Raw genomic sequence first — 18,894 nt, 5'->3', positions numbered from 1 at the left:
CCATCATCGGGCAGCAATCCTTCCTCGGAGGACCCATCGGCCACTTCACACCCGAAAAGCAAGAAAGTCCGGCACCCCCAACTGGGGGGGTGCCGGACTGCGTTTGTCGAGAAATACGAGCGAGGCATTAGATGGCCGGCGCGCGCAGGAGGCGTTCCCGGGTGGCCTCGGGCAGTACCCTCCGCAGGACCGGTGCGGTCGAGCTGAGAGACGCGGCGAAGGCAGCGACGAGATCGTGCGGGACGCTCGCGGCGAACGATGCCGCCCACAGACACGGTGCGCCGAGCGCGGGCTCGGCCCACGACTGCCATCCAGACGGCCCCGTGTCGTCGTCTTCGGCGGACAGGGTCCGCGGGTCGGCGTCCTGGATGAGGGGCGGGACCTCGCCGAGGCTGATGTGCGAGGTGAACGTCGGGTCCGTCGCTGCCGCCTGGGGCTGGTCGATGTCGCGGAGCCATCCGTGGGCGGCGACAGCGTCGAGGACCAGCTCGGCTCCGGCGAGCGGCACGGCAGGCTGGTCGCTTGCGTCGAGCGCGACGAGGAAGTCGGCCACCGCCTCGCCGGGGACGTCGCGGGTGAAGTAGGCGGACCACTGGGCGAGCGGGCTGCTCGCCTCGGCTCGGGCGGAGATCTGCCAGGCGACCGGCAGCTCGCCCAGGTGGAACGGCTCGTCCGCCAGGCCCCACTGGGCCCACCGCAGGGCGTCGGGACTGATGTGCAGGACGGTGCTGCGCAGGACCTGGCGGTCCTCCGGTGCCTCGTCCGGCTCATGCCGTCCGCGGACGATCGTCAGGCTCGTCCAGCCCAGGCCGGCGAGCGTGTCGGCGACGACATCGTAGAGGCGCCCGTCGTCACCGGCCAGGTGTCGGGGGCCGACCCAGAACGCGGGCTGGCCGCCGCGTGGGGCGGACGAGTGGGGCGGGAACTCGGGGTACAGGGGCGCCTCCAAGGGCTCGGTGCGTATCTAGTTGCCGCCGGCACGGCGGCGGGGGCGGCGCGGGGGTGCCTGGACGGGGCCCTGCCACGTCAGCTCGATGGCGACCTCCGGCGGCAGGTGGCCGAGCTGTGCGTCCTCGTCCCGTCCTTCGGCGAGGTAGACGACGGTCCGTCCGGTCTCGTCGACCGACTGCAGGACCTGCGCCAGGCGGTGGGCCATCGGGAAGAATGGGTTCATGGCCTGGCGGACCGGAGCACTCCGGTCGCAGCCGGACAGCAGGTCGATGAGATCGCCGACGGTCATCTCCGGGGACGTCACGAACAGCCTCCTGGGGTGAGGAGCAACGAGTACCGATGGCACGGACCGGCCATCGGTCGCAGGACAGCCCTGCGAGTGCGGGCTACCAGTGGGAGTCACCACGGTCATACGCGACGTGAGGTCTCCAGTACACGTGCCACGGCGGCGGCGACGATGTCGGCCGGCGTCTGGGTATCGAACGACAGGCGGTAGCCGGGCACCTTGGCCGTGCCGGTGACGGCGATCTTCCATCCCTCGCCGTCCGTGCCGGGACGCCCGAGCGGGAACCAGCCGAGGTAGAACCTGCCGTCCTTCGAGCTGACGTGTACGTCCGCGCGGTCATCCACAACCAGGTGGAAGTCCTCTGCGGAGAACTGGTCCATGACCAGCGTGGGCTGGCCGGGGCCGAGCTGCCACTCGCGCAGCCGCAGGGCTTCGACGGTGGTGGAGAAACCGGGGCCCACAGGGGCTACGGTCACGGGCAATCACCTCTCTGACCTGGGGTTTCTTGCAAGGTCGTCTACGTTGACATGACCTCGCACCCGTTGGCCAGCCTTTCCGCGATCTTTCCTGTCTGCCCCGGGCGAACTTGGTCCTTTGACAGCGCTGTAGGGTCTCAAATTTCGTGTCGGAATCTCACGGTCGATGTCGGATGGAAGTCGGATCCGACACCGAGATGAGATTCGCAGGTCGCTGCTGCACCTCATTCGAGTGGAAGCGTTGCGGGTGTGCTCCCGTCGGCGTCTTGGGCGGGAGCATCGTGCTGCCGGGGGCAACTCCAACTCGGGAGTGGGGATGGAGTCGGAACTCACCGTCGATAGTGCGCCGATACCGGAGAGGCACCTGCCGGTGAGACGACCGTAGCCTCGCGCTGACGCCGAGGCTCTGGCCAAGTACTCGATAGATCAGGCGTGACCAGCGCTACCGCGCATCTGTACACCTTCGGTGAGATGGGTCGGCTGCTCACCTATGACGAGGGGATCAACTGCGGACCGGTCATCACTCCTGGGCGGAGGTGGTCAACTCCATCATCGCCTGGGCGTAGGTTGCGCCGTCAATCTCCTCCTCGTCGTACTGCCGCATCAGCTCGTCGATCTTGGCCTTTAGCTCTGTCCGGTCCATCGTCATCTCCCAACATCTCAGTGCCGCAAGGTGGGGACAGTAGCGCGACACGTACCGCACGGACGGCGCTTTCCCCAGACGAGGGCACTCTGGCCCTTCCACTTTCGAGCCGGTCGCGCGCCTGCTGTCCACCTTCGGTGAGACGGACCAGCCTCCGTCCATCTTCAGCGAGACACGGCCCAACTCCGGTGAGACAGGTCACGAATCGTCAACTCCGCTTCCCGGAAAGGCCCCGAAAGCGTCGAACCAGTCGACATGTCGAATCGATCGACATACCGTGAGGGCATGGACTCCACTGTCGACCCACTCGACACCGAACCGACAGACGTGCGCGGCGCGGCGCTGGCCGCTCTGCGCGGCTGGGCCACCCGCCGCGACCGCCTCGCCGACAACCGCGCCGACTTGATGGCCGCCGCCTGGTGGGCGGGCACCCGCACCGTCGCCGAACTCGCCCGCGCCGCCGACGTCTCCCGCGACACCGTCTACGACGACCTGCGCGCCCGCAGCGTCGAACCCACCGACAAGACAGCCGAAGGCGTCGGCATCCTTCCGCCCTACGCACCGCTCACCGCCGAGCCCGTGCGGGAACTCGCCCAGTACGCATGGTCCCTGGTCCGGCCCGCGATGCTCATCTGCCGACCCGACTGGGCGACTTGGGCCGCCTGGCACCTGAGCATCGCCCTGGACCGCATCGGCATCCTGCTGGAGGACTCCACCAACTCCGACCGGAAGGTGGACGCGGGCGAGAGCCTTCTCGCGCTACTGGCTGCTGCCCAGGAGGCCGCGCAGAAGCACTGGGCGGAACTGGACACCCCCCACAAAGAGCATCTGACGGCGTTTCGGACCGCCGTCCCCGTCGGGGGCGAGGGCCAGGCCGTGATCCACGGCGTCGAGCTGACCCTCGGCCTGTCAGGCTCCCGAGAGACCTTCAGCGTCAGGTTCGACCCCGATCCCTTCGAGCCCGCCGGATGGACCGCTGTGAGCACCGACCACCCGCAGCTGGGCCCCCAGCTCACGGCCGCCGACCGTCTGGCGATCCAGACCGCCGTGCACACGCTCGGCCGCCTCCTCAACCGCCGGCTGTACCCGGACGACACCGACGGCAGTGACTCGGCGATGTCCGAGCCCGGCCCTACTGTTCCTCCCGTGCGGCCCTGGCCCGGTACGGACACCCGCGGGTGACTCGGCGGTCGGACTCGAAGGGCCTGAGCTGATCCCGATCACAGCTGCCTCCCTCGCCGAGTGGCAGCGGGCCCGCGACGCAGGCCGCCTCGGTGAGTACGACAGCAGGTTCGGGATCACAACCGAGCTGCCCGTTTCGGATGGGAAGGCCACGACCCCGAACAACTCGCCTACGAGGAGTTCGAGGAAGTCTGGGCTTCTGCCCGTCCGCAGATCGCGTCCCGGCCAATCTGACCTCTCGGCGCCGCGGAGGCTTCTTGGGATCATCTCGGCATGCCCCCGACCCTTCCCCGCACCGTCCGAGCCGTCGACACCGCTCAGCTCGTGGACCTGGCCCAGGAGGCCGCCATGCACGGCTTCAGCCAGCGGCTCCCGGTCGACTGGCTTCGAGAGCACCTCGCCGCAGATGCGACGCACTACCTGTTCCCGACACTCGTGCAGTGGCTCACGCACCGGCCCGAGACGCCGCTGCAGTGGAGGTGCCAGCAACTGCTGACCGTCAGCACCGGCGAACAGATCTGAGGTCTCATCAACGTTCTTCCCGACACCTTCGACAAGATCCCGGAGACCTTGGGACACGGCGCCCAAGAAGGACATCCTCAGCCGCATCGAGCGAGCAGTGAAGGTGCATGAGTGGGTGGAACGGATGGTTGCCGATGCAGGTTCGTGCCGCCCTGGACAGTGGTGGAGGCGGCTGGACAGCTCGAGGAAATGGCACCGCTCTGAGACAGCCGCCTGCCGACATGTCGTGAGACTGAGGGGGAACGTCCAGGTCGCAGCGTCGGCACATGACGTCGAAAGTGAGAACCTACACCGTTGTAGGTTCTCAGATCCCGTGTCATTTTCTCAGTCGCGATGTCATGCGACTGGCCGAACTGACACGGGATTGAGTGTCCTGTCGCACTGAGGTTGTCGGATTCTCACCGCTTCTCGTTTGCGCTGTCGGATTCTCATTGCGTCGTGCGCTGAGCGACGGCGTTTGCCCCGTACGTGGGGTTTGATCTCATTTCCCTGGTCCGGTTCTCGCTGTACCTGGCACGGTCGTTTTCGGCAGATACGCGAAGCCGGGGGTGGCGATGGATCTGGGTCTGGTCGATGTCGAGTGGGCCGACGGTGAGGGCGGCGGGCTGCGGAAGTCCGTACTGGAGGCGGCGTCCCGGGTTCCGTTCGAGTCGGTGCTCCCGGTACGGCGGTTCACGTCGTACCGCGGGCAGCGGCACTTCACGGGCTGGTACTGGGCGGCGACGACGGAGTCGCTGGTGGGGTTCGAGTCGTGGCTGGAGCGGGACCGGGCCATGCTCCTCGATCACGACCGGAGAGTGGTGGGGCTGGCCTCGCAGCCGTTCCGGGTGACATGGCAGGGGGCGACTCGCCGGATCTCGCATACGCCGGACTACTTCGCACGGCTGGAGGACGGCTCGGGCCTGGTCGTCGATGTCCGGCCGGCGGACCGGGTCGGCCCGGAGGATGCGGTGAAGTTCTCGGCGACTGAGTCGATGTGCCAGGAGATGGGCTGCTGGTCCTTCGCGCTGGTGCACGAGCCCGATCCGGTGGAGATGGCCAACGTCCGCTGGCTGTCTGGCTATCGGCATCCACGCAACCGGGTCGGCGACGTCGCGAAAGGGCTCATGGACGCCTTCGACGACCCGCGGCTGCTCATGGACGGTGCCGAGGCAGTGGGGGACCCGCTGTCCGTCCTGCCGACGCTCTTCCACCTACTGTGGTGCGGTGACCTGCGTCTTGACCTGGCAGTGCCGCTGGGAGACGGCTCCATGATCGGCTGCGCGGTGAGTCATGGCTGAACTGGCGCCACGCGGAGTTCTGAGGGTCGGGGACCGGATCCGGTTCGAGGGCCGGAACCAGCAGGTCATCGGGCTGGAGGGAACGGCCTTGCGACTGCTCAGCGACGAGGGCGACACCAGTGTCATGGCTGCCGGCTATGTGATGGCGGCCGCCGATTTCGAGGTGCTGGACCGGGGGCCGGAGGCGGTCCCGGAACGAGTCCTGCCGCCGTTCGCGTTGGTGGACGCGTTGCCGCCGTCGGCCGTCGAGCAGGCCCGGTTCTGGGAACAGCATGTGGTGGAAGTACTCACCGGGCTGCCCCTGGATGCTCCGGAGGGCACGACTCCTCGGCCCGAGTACGACCCGGCCTGGCGGACGCTGATGGAGCGAGAAGCCGCGAAGGTCGCCGAGCTGGCGGCCGGCGGGCAGCAGATCAGCAAGCGGACCTTTCTGCGGATGCGGCAGCGCTACGAGGCCGAGGGGTTGTGGGGACTGGTGGACGGCCGGTCCCGGAAACCACCGGCCCCGGTCCCCGGCACCGGAAGGACGGACGAGCGTGTCGTCGAGGCGGTCACCGAGGCACTGGCCGGGCAGACGGACCTTTCGACGGGCGACCGCAAGCGGCTCATGCTGCAGGCCGAGCAGATCCTCGCCGCGAAGCACGGCGAGGAGGCGGTGAAGCTCCTGCCGACGAGGGCAACCTTCTACCGGCTGGTGAACAGCCTCGCCAAGAACAACGAGTCCTTCGGGTCGGCAACGGTCCGCCGCCAGCGGGCTCTTCGGCCCGTGGGGCCGTTCACCCCCTCCATGGCCGCCCGCCCGGGGGAGATCGTGCAGATCGACTCCACGCGGCTGGACGTGATGGCGGTGCTGGACGACGGAGTCGTGGCCCGCCCGGAACTGACCATCGGTTGTGCACGACTGGTCACTGACCGCGTACGTTGCGCCGGTGATGCAGAGATCTGGCTGGACGGTGCACTACGCCAGCCGCGACGTCGACCGGCCCGCTACTGGGCCGTCCTGGCTGCGTGACCTGCCCGATGACCTGATGCCATGGCTCGACGAGGTCGGGCTCCCGGACGGACTGCCGTTCCTGCTGTCGCCTCGATTCGAGTACGACGTGGTGCTCAACTCGTACTTCCATCGAGTGGATCTGATCGACGCGCCGTGGAACAGCAACGCCAACCGGGCCCGTGCGCTGGCGGGTTACCTGAACTTCCTGCACTGCGCCCGCGGCGGGAAGTCATGGCGGCAGGCGACTGAGGCCGATCATCTGGCGTTTCATCAATGGCGGCGCCGCGATCCGGCCGGGCCTCGGGTGGCAGGCGGCACCTGGAGCCAGGAGGTCGCACACGTCAACCAGTTCTTCGAGTGGGCGGTACGGCAGAACCAGCTCGGAGCCGTCCCGATCCCGCACCGCTCGCGACGGCCCGCGCCGCTGGGGACTTTCACGGGTACATCGAGGGCTCGCGGGGAGGAGACGGTCCCGGCGACCTACGCGCATGACGAGGACGGCGAGCGGATCGAGTGGCTCCCGCCGGCTTCCTACCGGCTCTGGCGGGACGTGGGCCTGCGCGGATACGGGGCTGACGGCCTGCCCACGGGCCGGTTCAAGGGCCGCTGGTCGGCGAGGAACGCGACGTTCACGGATCTCATGGTCCGCACCGGCATGCGGCTGTCCGAGCAGTCCCACCTGACCACGATGGAAATGCCGGTCCAGGTCGGTCTGGGCGGCTACCAGCGGTTTTGGCTGCCGGGAGCGATCGCGAAGTACTTCTCCGCCCGCTGGATCTACGCCCCGCACAGCGTGGTGCGCGACCTGGTGGCCTACGCGGAGCTGGACCGGGCGGAGGTGGTCGCGGACGCCCGCGCCGCTGGCCGCTACCGGCGGTGGCGCCGCGCGCTGGTGATCGACGACCCGTCGCGTCCGCAGCTGGTGCGGGTGACTGGCAGCGTCGCGCGCCGGGTGGTGAACCTGCGTGAGCTGAAGGCGATGGAACGGCGTCGGCTGCTGGTGGAGACCGCGGACGGCCTGGAGCCGGCGTTGTTCTGGCTCGGTGAGGACGGGCAGCCGCTGGCGGTGTCGACCTGGAAGAGCATTTTCGCCGTCGCCAACGACCGCTGCCGGGACCAGCGGATCGCGCTGTCGTGTCATGCCCACCTTCTGCGGCACGGTTTTGCCGTGGTGACCTTGGAACAGCTCCAGCGCGGCCACCTCGCGGCCCTGGCCGAGCTCAATGAGGCCCAGCGCGGCCACTACACCCGCATCTTCGGCGACCCGCTCGACTGGGTCCGCCGCAGACTCGGACACCGGTCGGTCCTTACCACGGCCATTTACCTGCACGCTCTGCAGGAGCTGGAGATGGAGACGCGGATGGCTCTGGTCCCCGACACCTGGGAAGACCCGCGCGACACCCCGCTGCAGCGGATCGGCGACGACACCCCGCCGCCCGCCGACGCATTCGAGGCCACCGGATGAGCCGTCAAGGACGCGGCAGCACCGGTCCCGGACGCCCCGCCCCGATGGCGCCCCACGATTATGAACCGCCTGCGTCAGTACGGAACTTGGACGACGGGCGCCTGGTGGTGGCCTTCCACGGTGACGACGGACGCCGCAGGCTCTTCGATGTCTCCGCACTCCCGCTGCCGGGCTGGCACACGGCCTTGGCCGCGGCGGTCGCCGAGCGGACTGGCCCTGGAGGTGGGCTGCGCACGTTCGCCGCGGCGACCACCGGCTGGGGGTCCCTGGGCCGACTGGTGCGGTTCCTCGGCACGCTGCCGCAACCTCCGGCCACCCCCGGCCACCTCACCGCCGCCCACCTGGACGCCTTTCACACCCACCGCGCCCGGACCGCGCCGACCGCGGCCCTGCGGGAGCTGGGCGAGGCCCGGATGCTGTTCACCTCATCCGCGCTGCGCGGCCTCGTCTCGGCCGAGGTCCTCGACCACGTCCAGCGGCGCCTGCCAGCACCCCGGGACGCCGAGGCCCCGGCGGGAGACGGCACGAAGCGGGTGACCACCGGGTTCTCGGACGGGGAACTGGCCCGGCTGCTGGCCGCGTTGCGATCGGACAGCGCCAAGATCCGAGACCGGATCCGGGCAGGCGAAGACCTGCTGCGTCGCTACCGAGACGACCCGTCGGCCCTGGACGACAAGGACCGGGAGACGGGCGGCCTGCTGGAACAGATGGCCACCACGGGGCGGGTCCCTATGCCACCCGGCACGCGCAACCCGTTCTCCTCCGAGCGCCAGGAGCTGGCGGGGAAGCTGTTCCTGACGCTCAAAGACCTGCCCCCGCTGATGATGCTCGCGGCGGCACTGAGTGAGCGCAACGGCGAGACGATCAAGGAACTGCCGCTCCGTCACCGGGTGTTGGAGGGCCGGGCGGTCGAGTTGGTCATCGTCAAGCGGCGCCGGGGTGCACGACGCTGGTTCGAGACCGTGACCTGGGAGATCGGGGCACCGGGACGCGAGTTGCACACGCCGGGAGGTTTCTACCTCCTGCTTCTGGAACTGACGGCCCGCAGCCGCGAGCAGTGCGGATCACCGCTGTTGTGGTGCGTCTGGCGCAACGGGCACGGCGCCAGACTCAAGACCGCCGACGCCGACCACGTCGCGCCGTTTGAGAACTCGCTGAGCTGCACGTCGCTCCTGCCCACCGTCTGGGCAGCGAACCGATCGCGTCCGCTGCTGGCCGATCCGCAGCCGGACTCCACCAGTTCGGGCGGCATGTCCGCGGGCCTGCCACTGCAGGTGAGCTTCAACCGGATCAAGACCAGCATGGAGGTGCGACGCACGAAGCGGATGGGCGGCCACCTGCCGTCGGCCGCGAAGTCCAACACCATGCAGGTGCTGTTCCGCAACTACCTCAGCGGCGACCCCGTCATCACCTCCTGGGCCGAGGAAGTCCTCGGCGAGGCCCTCGTCGATGCCGAACAGGCCGCCCGCCGAGCCCACGACCAGGCGGTGCGGGCCACCGGAGGAGGCCCACGCGTCCTGCCCGGCCCGGGCGACGCCGAAGCTCTGACCATGAGCGGTCTCGATGCGGACATCGCCCGGCAGACCGCAGAGGGCAGTCTCGACACCGGATGGACGGCCTGCGCCGACCACGACCGGCACCCGCTCACCCAACAGCCGTGCCAGGTCACCTTCCTGGACTGCTTCCACTGCGGGAACTGCCTGGTCACCCGGGACCACCTGCCCCGCCTCCTCGGCCTGCTCGACGCCCTGGCCCAGCGGCGCCGCGAGCTGTCCGACGAAGTGTGGTGGCAGCGCTACGGCCCGGCCTGGGTCGCCATCCGCCAGGACATCCTCACCAAGTTCACTCCCGCCGAACTCCAGCAGGCCCGGACCGAGCAGCCAAATGACGCTCTGCTCGACCTGGTCGAGAACCCTTGGGAACTGCCGTGACCACCGCCTTGCGAACCCTGCCCGGTCCGGGCCTGCTCCCGCAGTCCCGGACCGACCAGACGGATCCGTACGTCTTCCACGGCCGACGCCTGCGCGAGGGCTGCCGGCTCGAAGACACCTCGCGGTTCAGCGACGACGTGTGGAACCTGGCCCCCTCGATGCTCAAGAAGCATGAGCGCCGGTTCATCCTCGACTTCACGCTGATTGCCGCCAGCCACCGGCAGGTTGGCAAGGAACTCTGTTACGCGATGCTCTCCGGGAGCGTCCCGGCAGGTGAGGCCCGGCCGGCGGTCGGCACCATCCGCACCGCCTTCACCGAGTACATCCGGTTCCTGCGCTGGGCAGCCGCCCGCGACCTCCCGCTGGACACCTTGACCGGCCGCGATCTCGAGGACTTCCAGCGATTCCTGGCCCGGACTCTGCCTGCCGTCGGCGCCCGGCAAGGAGCTCGGGCGGGAGTGCGCAAGTTCTGGCTCTGGCGCATCTCCCTGCCCTCCGGAGCCCTGCGGTTCGACCCGCGGCACGTCGATGGATGGGGAGAGCCAGCCGGCCAGGGCGCCTACGAGAACGCCACCGCACGGATTCCCGAAGAGGTCCTGGGCCCACTGTTCGTCTGGGCGATGCGGTTCATCGACGAGTTCTCCGCCGACATCCTCGCCGCGGACCGCGCATGGCGCACTCCACCCCCGGCCAGCGCCGAGCCGCACACCTACGGCGACCTGCCCGTTCTGCTGCGGGCCTGGCTGGACGAGCGCATCGCCGCGGGACGGCCTCTTCCCGCCTGGCGCGGCAAGACCAGCACCACGGCGATCGCGGACGCTCTCGGTCGCAACCGGATTTCCCTCGCCCGCTACCGGCACATGATCGACGAGGCAGCAGCCCTTGTCGGAACCGCACCCCAGACGGTCAGTGACCAGCCGATCCGCAGCCGTCTCGAGGGTGAGCCGTGGATCGAGGCGATCCTGGCAGACCACACCGAATGCGACGGTCTCGCCGCCCTGGCCCGCATGCTGCAGGACGCCTGCTACCTGGTCCTGGCCTTCCTCTCAGGCGCCCGCGACAGCGAGATCAAGCACCTCAAGCGCGGCGGCCTGACCATCGAACGGGACGCGAACGGGACGCCCTACCGCTGGAAGATGCACAGCCTCGCCTTCAAGGCCGAGGACGACCCCGCCGGCGTCCCAGCGGTCTGGAACATCGGAGAGCCCGCCGCCCGCGCGATCAGGATTCTGGAGCAACTCCAGCCTGCTGGCAGCGAGTTCCTCTTCGCCCGGCTCCAGCACAGCCCCGGAGTCAAGGCCGACGCAGTCAGCCAGGTGCTGACCAGCGGGGCGACCAATGCCCGTCTCAACACCTTCGCCGCCTGGATCAACGACTACTGCATGCGCAACGGCCGAACCGATTGCATCCCCGACATTGACGGACTGACCTGGCGTCTGAAAAACAGCCAGTTCAGAAGGACATTGGCTTGGTTCATCGCCCGCCGTCCCGGTGGCGTCATCGCCGGGGCACTTGCCTACCGGCACCACTGCGTCCAAGTCTTCGAAGGCTACGCAGGCACCAGAGAATCCGGCTTCCGGGCCGAGGTGGAGAGCGAGCAGGCCCTCGCCCGCGGCGAACACCTCATGGCCGCGATCGACGCCCACGAGCACACCGGCCTCACCGGCCCGGCTGCCGAGGAAGCCGCCCGCCGCCTGGAGACATTCGGCTCGCGAGCCCGCTTCCAGGGCAAGGTCGTTCTCGACGACAACCGCCTGAGGCGGCTCATGGCCAAGCACGACCCGGCCGTCTATCCCGGCGAGTACATCACCTGCGTCCACGACCACGCCAAGGCCCTCTGCGAACGCGCCCGCCGGGGACGAACCGAGGGACTGCCCGACCACGGCGGCTGCAAGCCCCTGGCCTGCCGCAACGTCGCCCTCACTCCGGAGAACACCGCGGCCTGGCAGCGCGAGGTCGACCGCATCACACGCCGCTTGGCCTCCCGGCCCACGCTGCCGCCGCTGCTGCGGCACCGGCTGGAGTCCCGCCGCGCGGAGATCACCGCGTTCCTCCTGGAGAACACCACCGCTCGGGAGTCCGCATGAGCCGCGCCGCCGATGTCCCCGCCGATGCCCGCGCCCGCCGTGTCATGGACCGGTACATGGCGGAGTGCCAGGACAACGGCACCAGACCGAGCGTCCTCACCCTCGCCACCAAGCTCGGCCTGAGCAACACCACCTTCCGCAGGCACTTCCCCGACTTGGCCAACGAGATCTCCACCATCCGCAGCAGCCCGTCCTCACCGGCGGGAAACGAAGACAGGCCGAGTCCCTACGACGTCCTGGTTGCCAGGAACGCGAAGCTCCGCCGGGCCAACCTGTCGCTGGCCGAGAGCCTCCGGTTCGCCGCGGCCCAGATCCAGCGTCTGGCGGTGGACAACAGCCGTCTCCGCGAGGCGCTGGAGGCCAGCAGCAATGTCACCCGCATCGATCGGACCGGTCGTCCTGAACGCTGACGATGGCCAGTCGGCCGGGATCCGAGCCGGTGGGTGACGGCGCGGACCATGACGAGCGACGCTCACCGGTGGCGCGGCTGGTGACGGAGGCGAGACGCCGGTCTCCCGGAGTGACGCGGAGGCTTCAGCGCCTTGGCCTGGGCTCTGGCGAGCGGATCGGTGAGAACCTCCACGTCGCAGGTGCTGTCCAGTTCCGCAAGCGTCCTCTCCACCGCTTCCACATTCCTGCTGGTCGGGTCCATGCCCATGTGGTCGAGTGCGAACGTCAGCAGCTTTCGGTGCCGGAGACCGTCCCCCAGCGCCCGGGCACGGAAGAGCTCGGCTCGCAGACCCTCGGCGTCCAGGACCTCGCACTGCGCTGCGAGGGCGTGGAAGTCACTGCGTGACCAACCCACAATGGTCTGGAAGTCGTGCTCACACAAGGTGTCGTGGAAGCAGGCCAGGAGAAGGGCAGACCGGGCGGTGCACCATGCAGAGCCCGAGACCAGGACGCGGTCCACCCGCCCAGGTCGCAGCCGCAGGCCGTCGGCGACGAGCCAGCGAGATTCGGGTTCCGCAGGCTGTTCCGTCGATCTGACGCGACGAAGCTCGTCGAAGAGGGATCGGCATGTGTCCGCCGACGGCTCGCCGTCCGCAGGTCGGCGCCGGTGATAGAGGGCGATAAATAGCGCGCGCTCGATGATGTCCGTGTCGTCCCGGCCCAGGAGGACGCTGCCCGGCAGCAGATCGGCGGTCATATCTCCCGAATCCGCTGCCTCCACCACGCTGCCGCATGCCATGAACTCACCGATGCGGCCCTTGGGTCGGGCAGCGTGCGACGGAGGAACTCCGCATCGAGTCGGGCGACGATACCGCCCAGCCTTCTCCGCGCTGCGGGCGGCAGCCGACGGAGCGCTTCTTCGAGGGTGTCCCGAGCGTCCGTCGGGTCGCAACAGGGGCAATCGTCCCAGGGCAGATACAGGTATCGGCCGGGCCTTTGGAGGAATCTCTCGTATCGGTGCAGGGCCTCAGCAACAACGCCGTGCCCTAGATACCGGGCTTCGATCTGGTTGATGGCCACCTGAGTCCGGCGGGGAATGCCTGGCATCTGGCGGACGGGACGGACGCTGCTGCGGGCTGGCCATTGCTGAGCGCGGATGGCGCCGGGCGGCTTACGCGCCATCGGCCTTTCGGGTCTGCGTCATGGCGCCCATCATGCCAGGGCTCACGGGCACAGTCAGCGGGGGCCCGGCAGAAAGTGACAGCACCAGCCCATCTACCCAGAACCAGAAGACCCTGACCACCGGTCAACGGTCAGCTCTCAACTACCTCCACAAGATCGCGGTCGATGTCACGACGCGCACGATCTGCGCGGCCCTGCTCAGGCCCGCGGGAACGAAAGGCGTCGACGCCGCAGTGCTGCTGGCGAGGATGCTGGTTCCCGAGCCGATGCGGCCGGGCTGGAGCCAGACCCTGGCGATGTCGGACTCGATCCTGCCGCACCAGCGGCTCATGGCGGTGGACACGCGGTTGGAGAAAGCCGCAGCCAAGCCGGTCATCGTCCCGGACACCATCGTGATCGACCACGGCAAGGTGTTCGTCTCCGACACGTTCTCCTCCGCCTGCTCGCTGCTGGGGATCTCCCTGCAGCTCGCCCGGCCCAGGACCCCGACGGACAAGGCGATCGTGGAGAGGACGTTCGCGTCGATCAACTCGCTGTTCTGCCAGTACGTCGCGGGTTACACCGGCTCCGATGTCACCCGTCGCGGCAGCGATCCGGCCTCCGAGGCGGTCTGGACCCTCGCCCAGCTCCAGGACCTTCTGGACGAGTGGATTATCTGCTGGCAGCAGCGTTCCCACGAGGGCCTGCGCAACCCCTATATGGCGGGGCGGACGCTGTCGCCGAACGAGTCGTACGCCATCGCCGTCGCCCGCGCCGGATACTTGCCCGTCGCTCTGTCGGCGGAGGACTACATCGAACTGCTGCCCGCGGTCTGGAGGGCCGTCAACGACTACGGCATCAAGGTCAACTACCGCACCTACGACAGCCCCGAGCTCAACCGGCTGCGGCGGCAGCCGTCCGGGGTGACGGGCAAGCAGGATTTGTGGGAGGTCCACTACGACCCCTACGACGTCTCCCGCGTCTGGGTACGGCGAAGCGACAGCCGGCGCTGGATCGAAGTCCCGTGGACCCATCTACCCATGGTCCGGGCGCCGTTCGCCGACTTCACCTGGCGCCACGCACGCCAGCTTCTCGCCGACCAGGGCCGCGACGACACCAGCGAGACCGCTATCGCCCAGGTCCTGGCCAAGCTTCTGCGCAGGTCGGGGAAGCCGCCGGCCGGATCGAAGCAGGTCATGGCCCGCACCCGGGCCGCCCTCGAGGCCCCCGCACGGCCCGCACTGCCGCCCGCCGGATCCGCCGATGCGGACAACAGCGAGAACGAAGGGCCGGAGGAGGCGCCGGTCACCCCGTTCGGCGTGTTCAACCCCCTGGAAGAGGAGGGAAATCCGCTGTGGTGACTCCGCCCGACGCCCATGACGACGAGCACAACCCGCTGACCACCAGGGACGGCTGGCGACAGTTCGTCGATGACACCCCGGCCTGCCCGCCGATGCTCTCGCTGCGGGCTTTCATGGCCCTGACCGAGGAAAGGCGACTCGCCTACAACGAGCTCCGGCTGGACTACCACTCCCGGCTCGTGATCGTGGCCACCCCCACCATCCGCAACGTGTTCACCACCGGACGGCGCCTGGTCCTGCTCAACCGGCACCAGATTTCCGGCCGCCGCGGGCTGATCGTCACCGGCCAGGCCGGGACCGGCAAGACGACCGCCATCGCCCAACTCGGCCGCAACCACGAACTCCTGGTCCGTAAACGGCTTGGCCCGGCCGCCGCAGGACGGCTGCCGGTCGTCTACGTCACCGTCCCGCCCCGGGCAACCCCGAAGATGCTCGCCATCGAGTTCGCCCGGTTCCTGGGCCTCCCGGTCGTTCGGCAAGAGACCCAGACCTCCATCACCAACGCCGTATGCGACCTGCTGATCAGGATGCGCGTCGAACTCGCGCTCGTCGACGAGATCCACAACCTCAACCTCGCCACCCAGGCCGGAGCCGAAGCCTCCGACCAGCTCAAATACCTATCCGAGCGCATCCCCGCCACCTTCGTACTCGCCGGCATCGACGTCGCCGCGAGCGGCCTGTTCAGTGGAGTCCGAGGCCAGCAGATCGCCGGCCGATACACCGTCACCGACACCGAACCGTTCGCCTACGGCACCACCGCACAACGGCACAACTGGCGGAACCTGATCGCCTCGCTCGAAGACGCCCTACGACTCCACCGCCATAAGCCAGACAGCCTGGTCAAACTCGACGGCTACCTCCACGAACGCACTGACGGCGCGATCGGCAGCCTCTCCCAACTCGTCCGCGGCGCCGCCCTTGAGGCCATCATCAACGGCAGCGAGGCCATCACCCGCAAGACTCTGGAGACCATCGAGGTCGACCAGACCGCCGAGGACGCTCGCCAGGAACACCGCCGCAACCGGCGCCCCCGCCGCCGGAGGCCGGATGCCGACGCAGCCTGACCGACTCCGCCAGCTGCCTATCGCTCTCGGCCCCGTCCGCAACGAGACCCTCGGTTCCTATCTCCACCGTCTGGCCGTCGCCAACAATCGTCCCGCGGGCTTCCTCGCCCGCCTCCTGGGACCGCTGCCGCCGGAGTTCTCCCCGCTCAGCAACACCACCGCAGGCTGGAATCCCCACTCACCCGACCGTCTGGCCACACTCTCCGGGCGCCCAACGCCCCAGCTCGCCCGGGCCCTGCCCGCGCTCGCCGACTTCCTCAGCCCGCATGGTCCCGGGCGGCGAACGGAACAGCTGATCAGCCGCCCCTGCCGCTGCTGCACAGCCCGCCGCAGCCCCACCGCTTCCGTGGTCATCACCCTCTCGCCTGCCCACGTCCACCTCTGCCCGCGGCATCAGCTCTGGACCCGCTCCACACGTGACATCCCGCTCGGCGTCCTACCGGAAGTCATCGAGGCCCAGCGTCGACTCGACCAGCTCGCCCGCCGTCACCGGAAGGTCCCGCAAGCCCTCGACCTGGCGCGGAGAATCGTCGAGGACTGGTCCGCCTCCGGAATGCCGATCGACCTCGGGAAAGAGTGGACCGATCGCCTCGACCGAGTCGAAGCTCTCGCTGTCAGCAAGAAGGTCTCGGCTGAGGACCGCAGTCACCTCGCGGCGTTCCCCGAGATCGTGGTGCTGACGCACCTGATCCTCGACCCGCCCACCACTGCCCTCGATCCCAAGGAGCTCTATCTTGCGACGACCGCCGAACTGAGCCGACGATTCGCGCGGATCTACACCACCCTCGGAACCCAGGACCCCCTCTACCGGCGCTTCTGTCTCTACCGCGAATGAGACTTCCGTGAGGCGCCGGGCTAAGTTCGACTCGTGGACGACACTGAGATCACAATCAAGCTCACCTCCGACGAAGCCCTCGTCCTCTCGGACTGGCTGGAGCGAGTTCAGATGACGGACCTCAGCCGTCTGGTCGACGACCCAGCCGCGTGGGCCCCGATCCACAAGCTCGCGGGGACATTGGACAAGACACTCCCCGGGATCTTCGCTGCTGACTACGCGGAGCGTCTGGCTGCGGCACGGCGCCGTCTGAGGGAGACCATGGGCAGCTTCGCTGAAGAGCAAGACGGCTGAGTCAGCTGTCCCGCCTGTCAGCACGATTCCGTGAAAGCCATGTCAGTTGAGAACACTGAGGGCCAGCGTTCTCAATCAACGTGGCACCCCACCAGGTCAGCGGCTCACCATCTGACAGACGCACTTCGACAGGACATTGAGAATCGCTGGCCACTGCCGTCATTCGTTCGGGTGGCCTTGCCTCAGGTCCGGCGTGGGCGCCTCACGCGGATGCGAACGTAGCGCTCGCGGAGGAGGCTGCCCACGTTCACTCGTTTGGGGACTCCGTTGCCAGCGGGATACCGCACCGCGGGCAGCCGTTCGCATGGTCGTCCTGGCAGATGTAGCCGATGGCACCTTCCACGCACCATTCGGCGGCCTCCTCGGACAGCAGGTCGGGCCCGGCATGGAGCAGCCGACGAAATTCCGTGGTGTCCGCAATGTCGGCCGGGCGGTTGGTGAACCACTCGTCGAACCAAGGCTTGTCCCGGTGTATGCGCCAGTGCGCATTCTCCCGGTCGTCGACAGCCGCAAGGAACCGATCGACGATGCGCCCCCAACTTGGTGCTCCGAACCAGCCGTTGTCGGACGCACAGAAGGATTCGATCAGGGTTCGCAGGCCGAACTCCTTCTCGCGAAGGCAGTAGCTTCGCCCCCATGAGATCGCGACCTGTGCCATCTCCGCGAGTTCTTCTCGTGGATCAACCTCGTGCGCCGGGTCGTCAGGGTTGTGGCAGGCCAGCCCGAGCTCGAGCACGGACTGCCCTGTCGGTAGAACCCGGGACGGGTTGACGATCGCGAGACCGAGACCGATCCAGTCGACATGGTCGAACGACAACATCGAGCGCACGAGTCGGGTGGTTGCCGTGTTGATCCTCATCATTGTGCCGTCGTGGAGCGGACTCTTCCCTGCATGCCAGTTCTCGACGGGTGTGTTGCGCCACACGGCGAGCGTGATGCGGGTGGCAGCGAGCCACAGCAGGGCGTCGTCGTCGAGGTGCCCGAACCGCTTGGCACACTCCTGGGCGCCGTAGGTGATCAACTCTTCCGGTTTCGGCCACCTGTGGCTGTCGGGCCCTTCAGGCCCTTCAGGCGCGTACTCATAGTCGTCGGCGTACTCGTCGAGGATCGCGCTCAACTCGGTTGCGCTGTAAGCCTCGCTGTACTCGGAGCTGTCCGGCTCCTCGACGGTGTACATGTCGTGGTCCCAGGAGACGTACACGTCGCCCCAGAGCACGACGTCGTCGCACTCGCTGGCGTTGTCCGTCACAACCGGCCTGATGGTGATCGGGGCAGTACGCCCGTCGGTTCGCTCGCCGTCCTTCTTGGCCGCCCATGCGGTGATGACCCCGAGCGGCTTCGGAAGGAGAGGGCCGACCTTGGTGATGCTGAACGGCTCGTCGTCGTCATCGGTGTCGAACCGGCTGTTGACGAACGCGACCACCTCGGAGGGCGTGCTGACGATGGACTGTGTACCACTCTCGTTGTCAACCACTCGCCACAACGCGCTGTTCTTCACGATGCTCTCCGATCGCGGTGAGTGCACCCGGGGCGGGTGCGATGCGCCGGGTCGCTCGGCACTGACTCCAATTATGGGCTGATCAACCCGTCCGTAGTCCCGCAGGCGCTTGTCGGCGACGACGCTCGGGACGTTCGTGTGCAACCTGCTTTTCGCGACCGCAGCGACACAGCCGAGATCACGCAAAGTGCAACGGAGTATCCGCGCAACCTGCGCTGCACGTCACCAGGAGCTGATGGTTGCCGATGCAGGTTCGCGACGCCCCGGGCCGCGTTGCAGCCTGCTGGACAGCCTGAGGAAATGACACCGATCTGAGACAACCGCCTGCCGACACATCGTGAGACTCAAGGGAAACATCCGGGTCACAGGGTCGGCCCCTGACACTGAAGTTGAGAACCTACAAGCGAAGTTAGTCGCTGATCTTGTCCTGGCCTGCGGTGACTAGGTTGGTTATCGAAGGGCGGCCCAGGGCCC

Annotated in this window: 17 protein-coding genes and 2 pseudogenes; 13 read left to right on the top strand and 6 right to left on the bottom strand. The window is 68.2% G+C overall.

The window, feature by feature from the left end:
• Positions 1-127 precede the first annotated feature (127 nt).
• From OG747_RS41015 to OG747_RS41000, 4 genes are all read right to left on the bottom strand, one after another.
• Positions 128-949: a DUF317 domain-containing protein gene (locus OG747_RS41015; protein WP_405884414.1), complete on the bottom strand. Its 822-nt coding sequence runs from the start codon at positions 947-949 to the stop codon at positions 128-130.
• Between the two features lie 15 nt (positions 950-964).
• Positions 965-1,255: a hypothetical protein gene (locus OG747_RS41010; protein ID WP_112438311.1), complete on the bottom strand. Its 291-nt coding sequence runs from the start codon at positions 1,253-1,255 to the stop codon at positions 965-967.
• A 104-nt stretch (positions 1,256-1,359) separates the two neighbouring features.
• Complete coding sequence (locus OG747_RS41005; RefSeq protein WP_405884413.1) at positions 1,360-1,713, bottom strand: DUF317 domain-containing protein; 354 nt, start codon at positions 1,711-1,713, stop codon at positions 1,360-1,362.
• Between the two features lie 520 nt (positions 1,714-2,233).
• Complete coding sequence (locus OG747_RS41000) at positions 2,234-2,356, bottom strand: hypothetical protein (RefSeq protein ID WP_261679182.1); 123 nt, start codon at positions 2,354-2,356, stop codon at positions 2,234-2,236.
• Positions 2,357-2,641: 285 nt separating this feature from the next.
• On the opposite strand from OG747_RS41000, the gene OG747_RS40995 reads away from it, so the two are divergent.
• The 9 genes and pseudogenes from OG747_RS40995 to OG747_RS40955 all read left to right on the top strand — a co-directional run bounded on the left by OG747_RS40995 (position 2,642) and on the right by OG747_RS40955 (position 12,227).
• Complete coding sequence (locus OG747_RS40995) at positions 2,642-3,538, top strand: hypothetical protein (RefSeq protein ID WP_405884412.1); 897 nt, start codon at positions 2,642-2,644, stop codon at positions 3,536-3,538.
• A 7-nt stretch (positions 3,539-3,545) separates the two neighbouring features.
• A pseudogene (locus OG747_RS40990) lies at positions 3,546-3,772 on the top strand (hypothetical protein); the annotation flags it as partial.
• Between the two features lie 39 nt (positions 3,773-3,811).
• Positions 3,812-4,205, top strand: a pseudogene (locus OG747_RS40985) (hypothetical protein); the annotation flags it as partial.
• Positions 4,206-4,614: 409 nt separating this feature from the next.
• The gene (locus OG747_RS40980; protein WP_405884411.1) at positions 4,615-5,340 is read left to right on the top strand and encodes a TnsA-like heteromeric transposase endonuclease subunit; all 726 of its coding nucleotides are present in this window, start codon (positions 4,615-4,617) and stop codon (positions 5,338-5,340) included.
• Positions 5,333-6,352 (top strand): hypothetical protein, encoded by a 1,020-nt coding sequence (locus tag OG747_RS40975; RefSeq protein WP_405884410.1) that lies wholly within the window; start codon positions 5,333-5,335, stop codon positions 6,350-6,352. The genes OG747_RS40980 and OG747_RS40975 overlap by 8 nt, the downstream gene beginning before the upstream one ends.
• The gene (locus OG747_RS40970; RefSeq protein ID WP_405885970.1) at positions 6,273-7,799 is read left to right on the top strand and encodes an integrase; all 1,527 of its coding nucleotides are present in this window, start codon (positions 6,273-6,275) and stop codon (positions 7,797-7,799) included. Before OG747_RS40975 ends, OG747_RS40970 begins: the two co-directional genes overlap by 80 nt.
• An 86-nt stretch (positions 7,800-7,885) precedes the next feature.
• The gene (locus OG747_RS40965; RefSeq protein WP_405884408.1) at positions 7,886-9,730 is read left to right on the top strand and encodes a hypothetical protein; all 1,845 of its coding nucleotides are present in this window, start codon (positions 7,886-7,888) and stop codon (positions 9,728-9,730) included.
• Positions 9,727-11,817 (top strand): hypothetical protein, encoded by a 2,091-nt coding sequence (locus OG747_RS40960; RefSeq protein ID WP_405884407.1) that lies wholly within the window; start codon positions 9,727-9,729, stop codon positions 11,815-11,817. The genes OG747_RS40965 and OG747_RS40960 overlap by 4 nt, the downstream gene beginning before the upstream one ends.
• Entirely contained in the window at positions 11,814-12,227 is a 414-nt protein-coding gene (locus tag OG747_RS40955) for a hypothetical protein (RefSeq protein ID WP_405884406.1), read from the top strand. Before OG747_RS40960 ends, OG747_RS40955 begins: the two co-directional genes overlap by 4 nt.
• Positions 12,228-12,289: 62 nt before the next feature.
• On the opposite strand, the gene OG747_RS40950 is transcribed toward OG747_RS40955, so the two are convergent.
• The gene (locus OG747_RS40950; protein ID WP_405884405.1) at positions 12,290-12,964 is read right to left on the bottom strand and encodes a hypothetical protein; all 675 of its coding nucleotides are present in this window, start codon (positions 12,962-12,964) and stop codon (positions 12,290-12,292) included.
• 457 nt (positions 12,965-13,421) lie between these two features.
• On the opposite strand from OG747_RS40950, the gene OG747_RS40945 reads away from it, so the two are divergent.
• From OG747_RS40945 to OG747_RS40930, 4 genes are read left to right on the top strand one after another with little or no spacing between them, the layout of a single operon-like run.
• Positions 13,422-14,729 carry a Mu transposase C-terminal domain-containing protein gene (locus OG747_RS40945; RefSeq protein ID WP_405884404.1) on the top strand — a complete coding sequence of 436 codons (1,308 nt, stop codon included), beginning with the start codon at positions 13,422-13,424 and terminating at the stop codon, positions 14,727-14,729.
• Complete coding sequence (locus tag OG747_RS40940) at positions 14,723-15,793, top strand: AAA family ATPase (protein ID WP_405884403.1); 1,071 nt, start codon at positions 14,723-14,725, stop codon at positions 15,791-15,793. The genes OG747_RS40945 and OG747_RS40940 overlap by 7 nt, the downstream gene beginning before the upstream one ends.
• Positions 15,777-16,628: a TniQ family protein gene (locus OG747_RS40935; RefSeq protein ID WP_405884402.1), complete on the top strand. Its 852-nt coding sequence runs from the start codon at positions 15,777-15,779 to the stop codon at positions 16,626-16,628. Before OG747_RS40940 ends, OG747_RS40935 begins: the two co-directional genes overlap by 17 nt.
• A 33-nt stretch (positions 16,629-16,661) precedes the next feature.
• Positions 16,662-16,922 carry a hypothetical protein gene (locus tag OG747_RS40930; RefSeq protein WP_405884400.1) on the top strand — a complete coding sequence of 87 codons (261 nt, stop codon included), beginning with the start codon at positions 16,662-16,664 and terminating at the stop codon, positions 16,920-16,922.
• 247 nt (positions 16,923-17,169) lie between these two features.
• Here OG747_RS40930 and OG747_RS40925 read toward each other — a convergent pair whose 3' ends face one another.
• Positions 17,170-18,420 (bottom strand): hypothetical protein, encoded by a 1,251-nt coding sequence (locus tag OG747_RS40925; RefSeq protein WP_405884399.1) that lies wholly within the window; start codon positions 18,418-18,420, stop codon positions 17,170-17,172.
• Between the last annotated feature and the right edge of the window lie 474 nt (positions 18,421-18,894).

Source organism: Streptomyces sp. NBC_01384 (genome assembly GCF_045040035.1).
Lineage (GTDB): Bacteria > Actinomycetota > Actinomycetes > Streptomycetales > Streptomycetaceae > Streptomyces.
This window is presented reverse-complemented; position numbering and strand designations above follow the sequence as displayed.

Coding starts and splice junctions, on each gene's coding strand:
- OG747_RS41000 (WP_261679182.1), bottom strand. CDS start 2,356: ATGGACCGGACAGAGCTAAAGGCCAAGATCGACGAGCTGATGCGGCAG.
- OG747_RS40995 (WP_405884412.1), top strand. CDS start 2,642: ATGGACTCCACTGTCGACCCACTCGACACCGAACCGACAGACGTGCGC.
- OG747_RS40980 (WP_405884411.1), top strand. CDS start 4,615: ATGGATCTGGGTCTGGTCGATGTCGAGTGGGCCGACGGTGAGGGCGGC.
- OG747_RS40975 (WP_405884410.1), top strand. CDS start 5,333: ATGGCTGAACTGGCGCCACGCGGAGTTCTGAGGGTCGGGGACCGGATC.
- OG747_RS40970 (WP_405885970.1), top strand. CDS start 6,273: ATGCAGAGATCTGGCTGGACGGTGCACTACGCCAGCCGCGACGTCGAC.
- OG747_RS40955 (WP_405884406.1), top strand. CDS start 11,814: ATGAGCCGCGCCGCCGATGTCCCCGCCGATGCCCGCGCCCGCCGTGTC.
- OG747_RS40950 (WP_405884405.1), bottom strand. CDS start 12,964: ATGACCGCCGATCTGCTGCCGGGCAGCGTCCTCCTGGGCCGGGACGAC.
- OG747_RS40945 (WP_405884404.1), top strand. CDS start 13,422: ATGCCAGGGCTCACGGGCACAGTCAGCGGGGGCCCGGCAGAAAGTGAC.
- OG747_RS40935 (WP_405884402.1), top strand. CDS start 15,777: ATGCCGACGCAGCCTGACCGACTCCGCCAGCTGCCTATCGCTCTCGGC.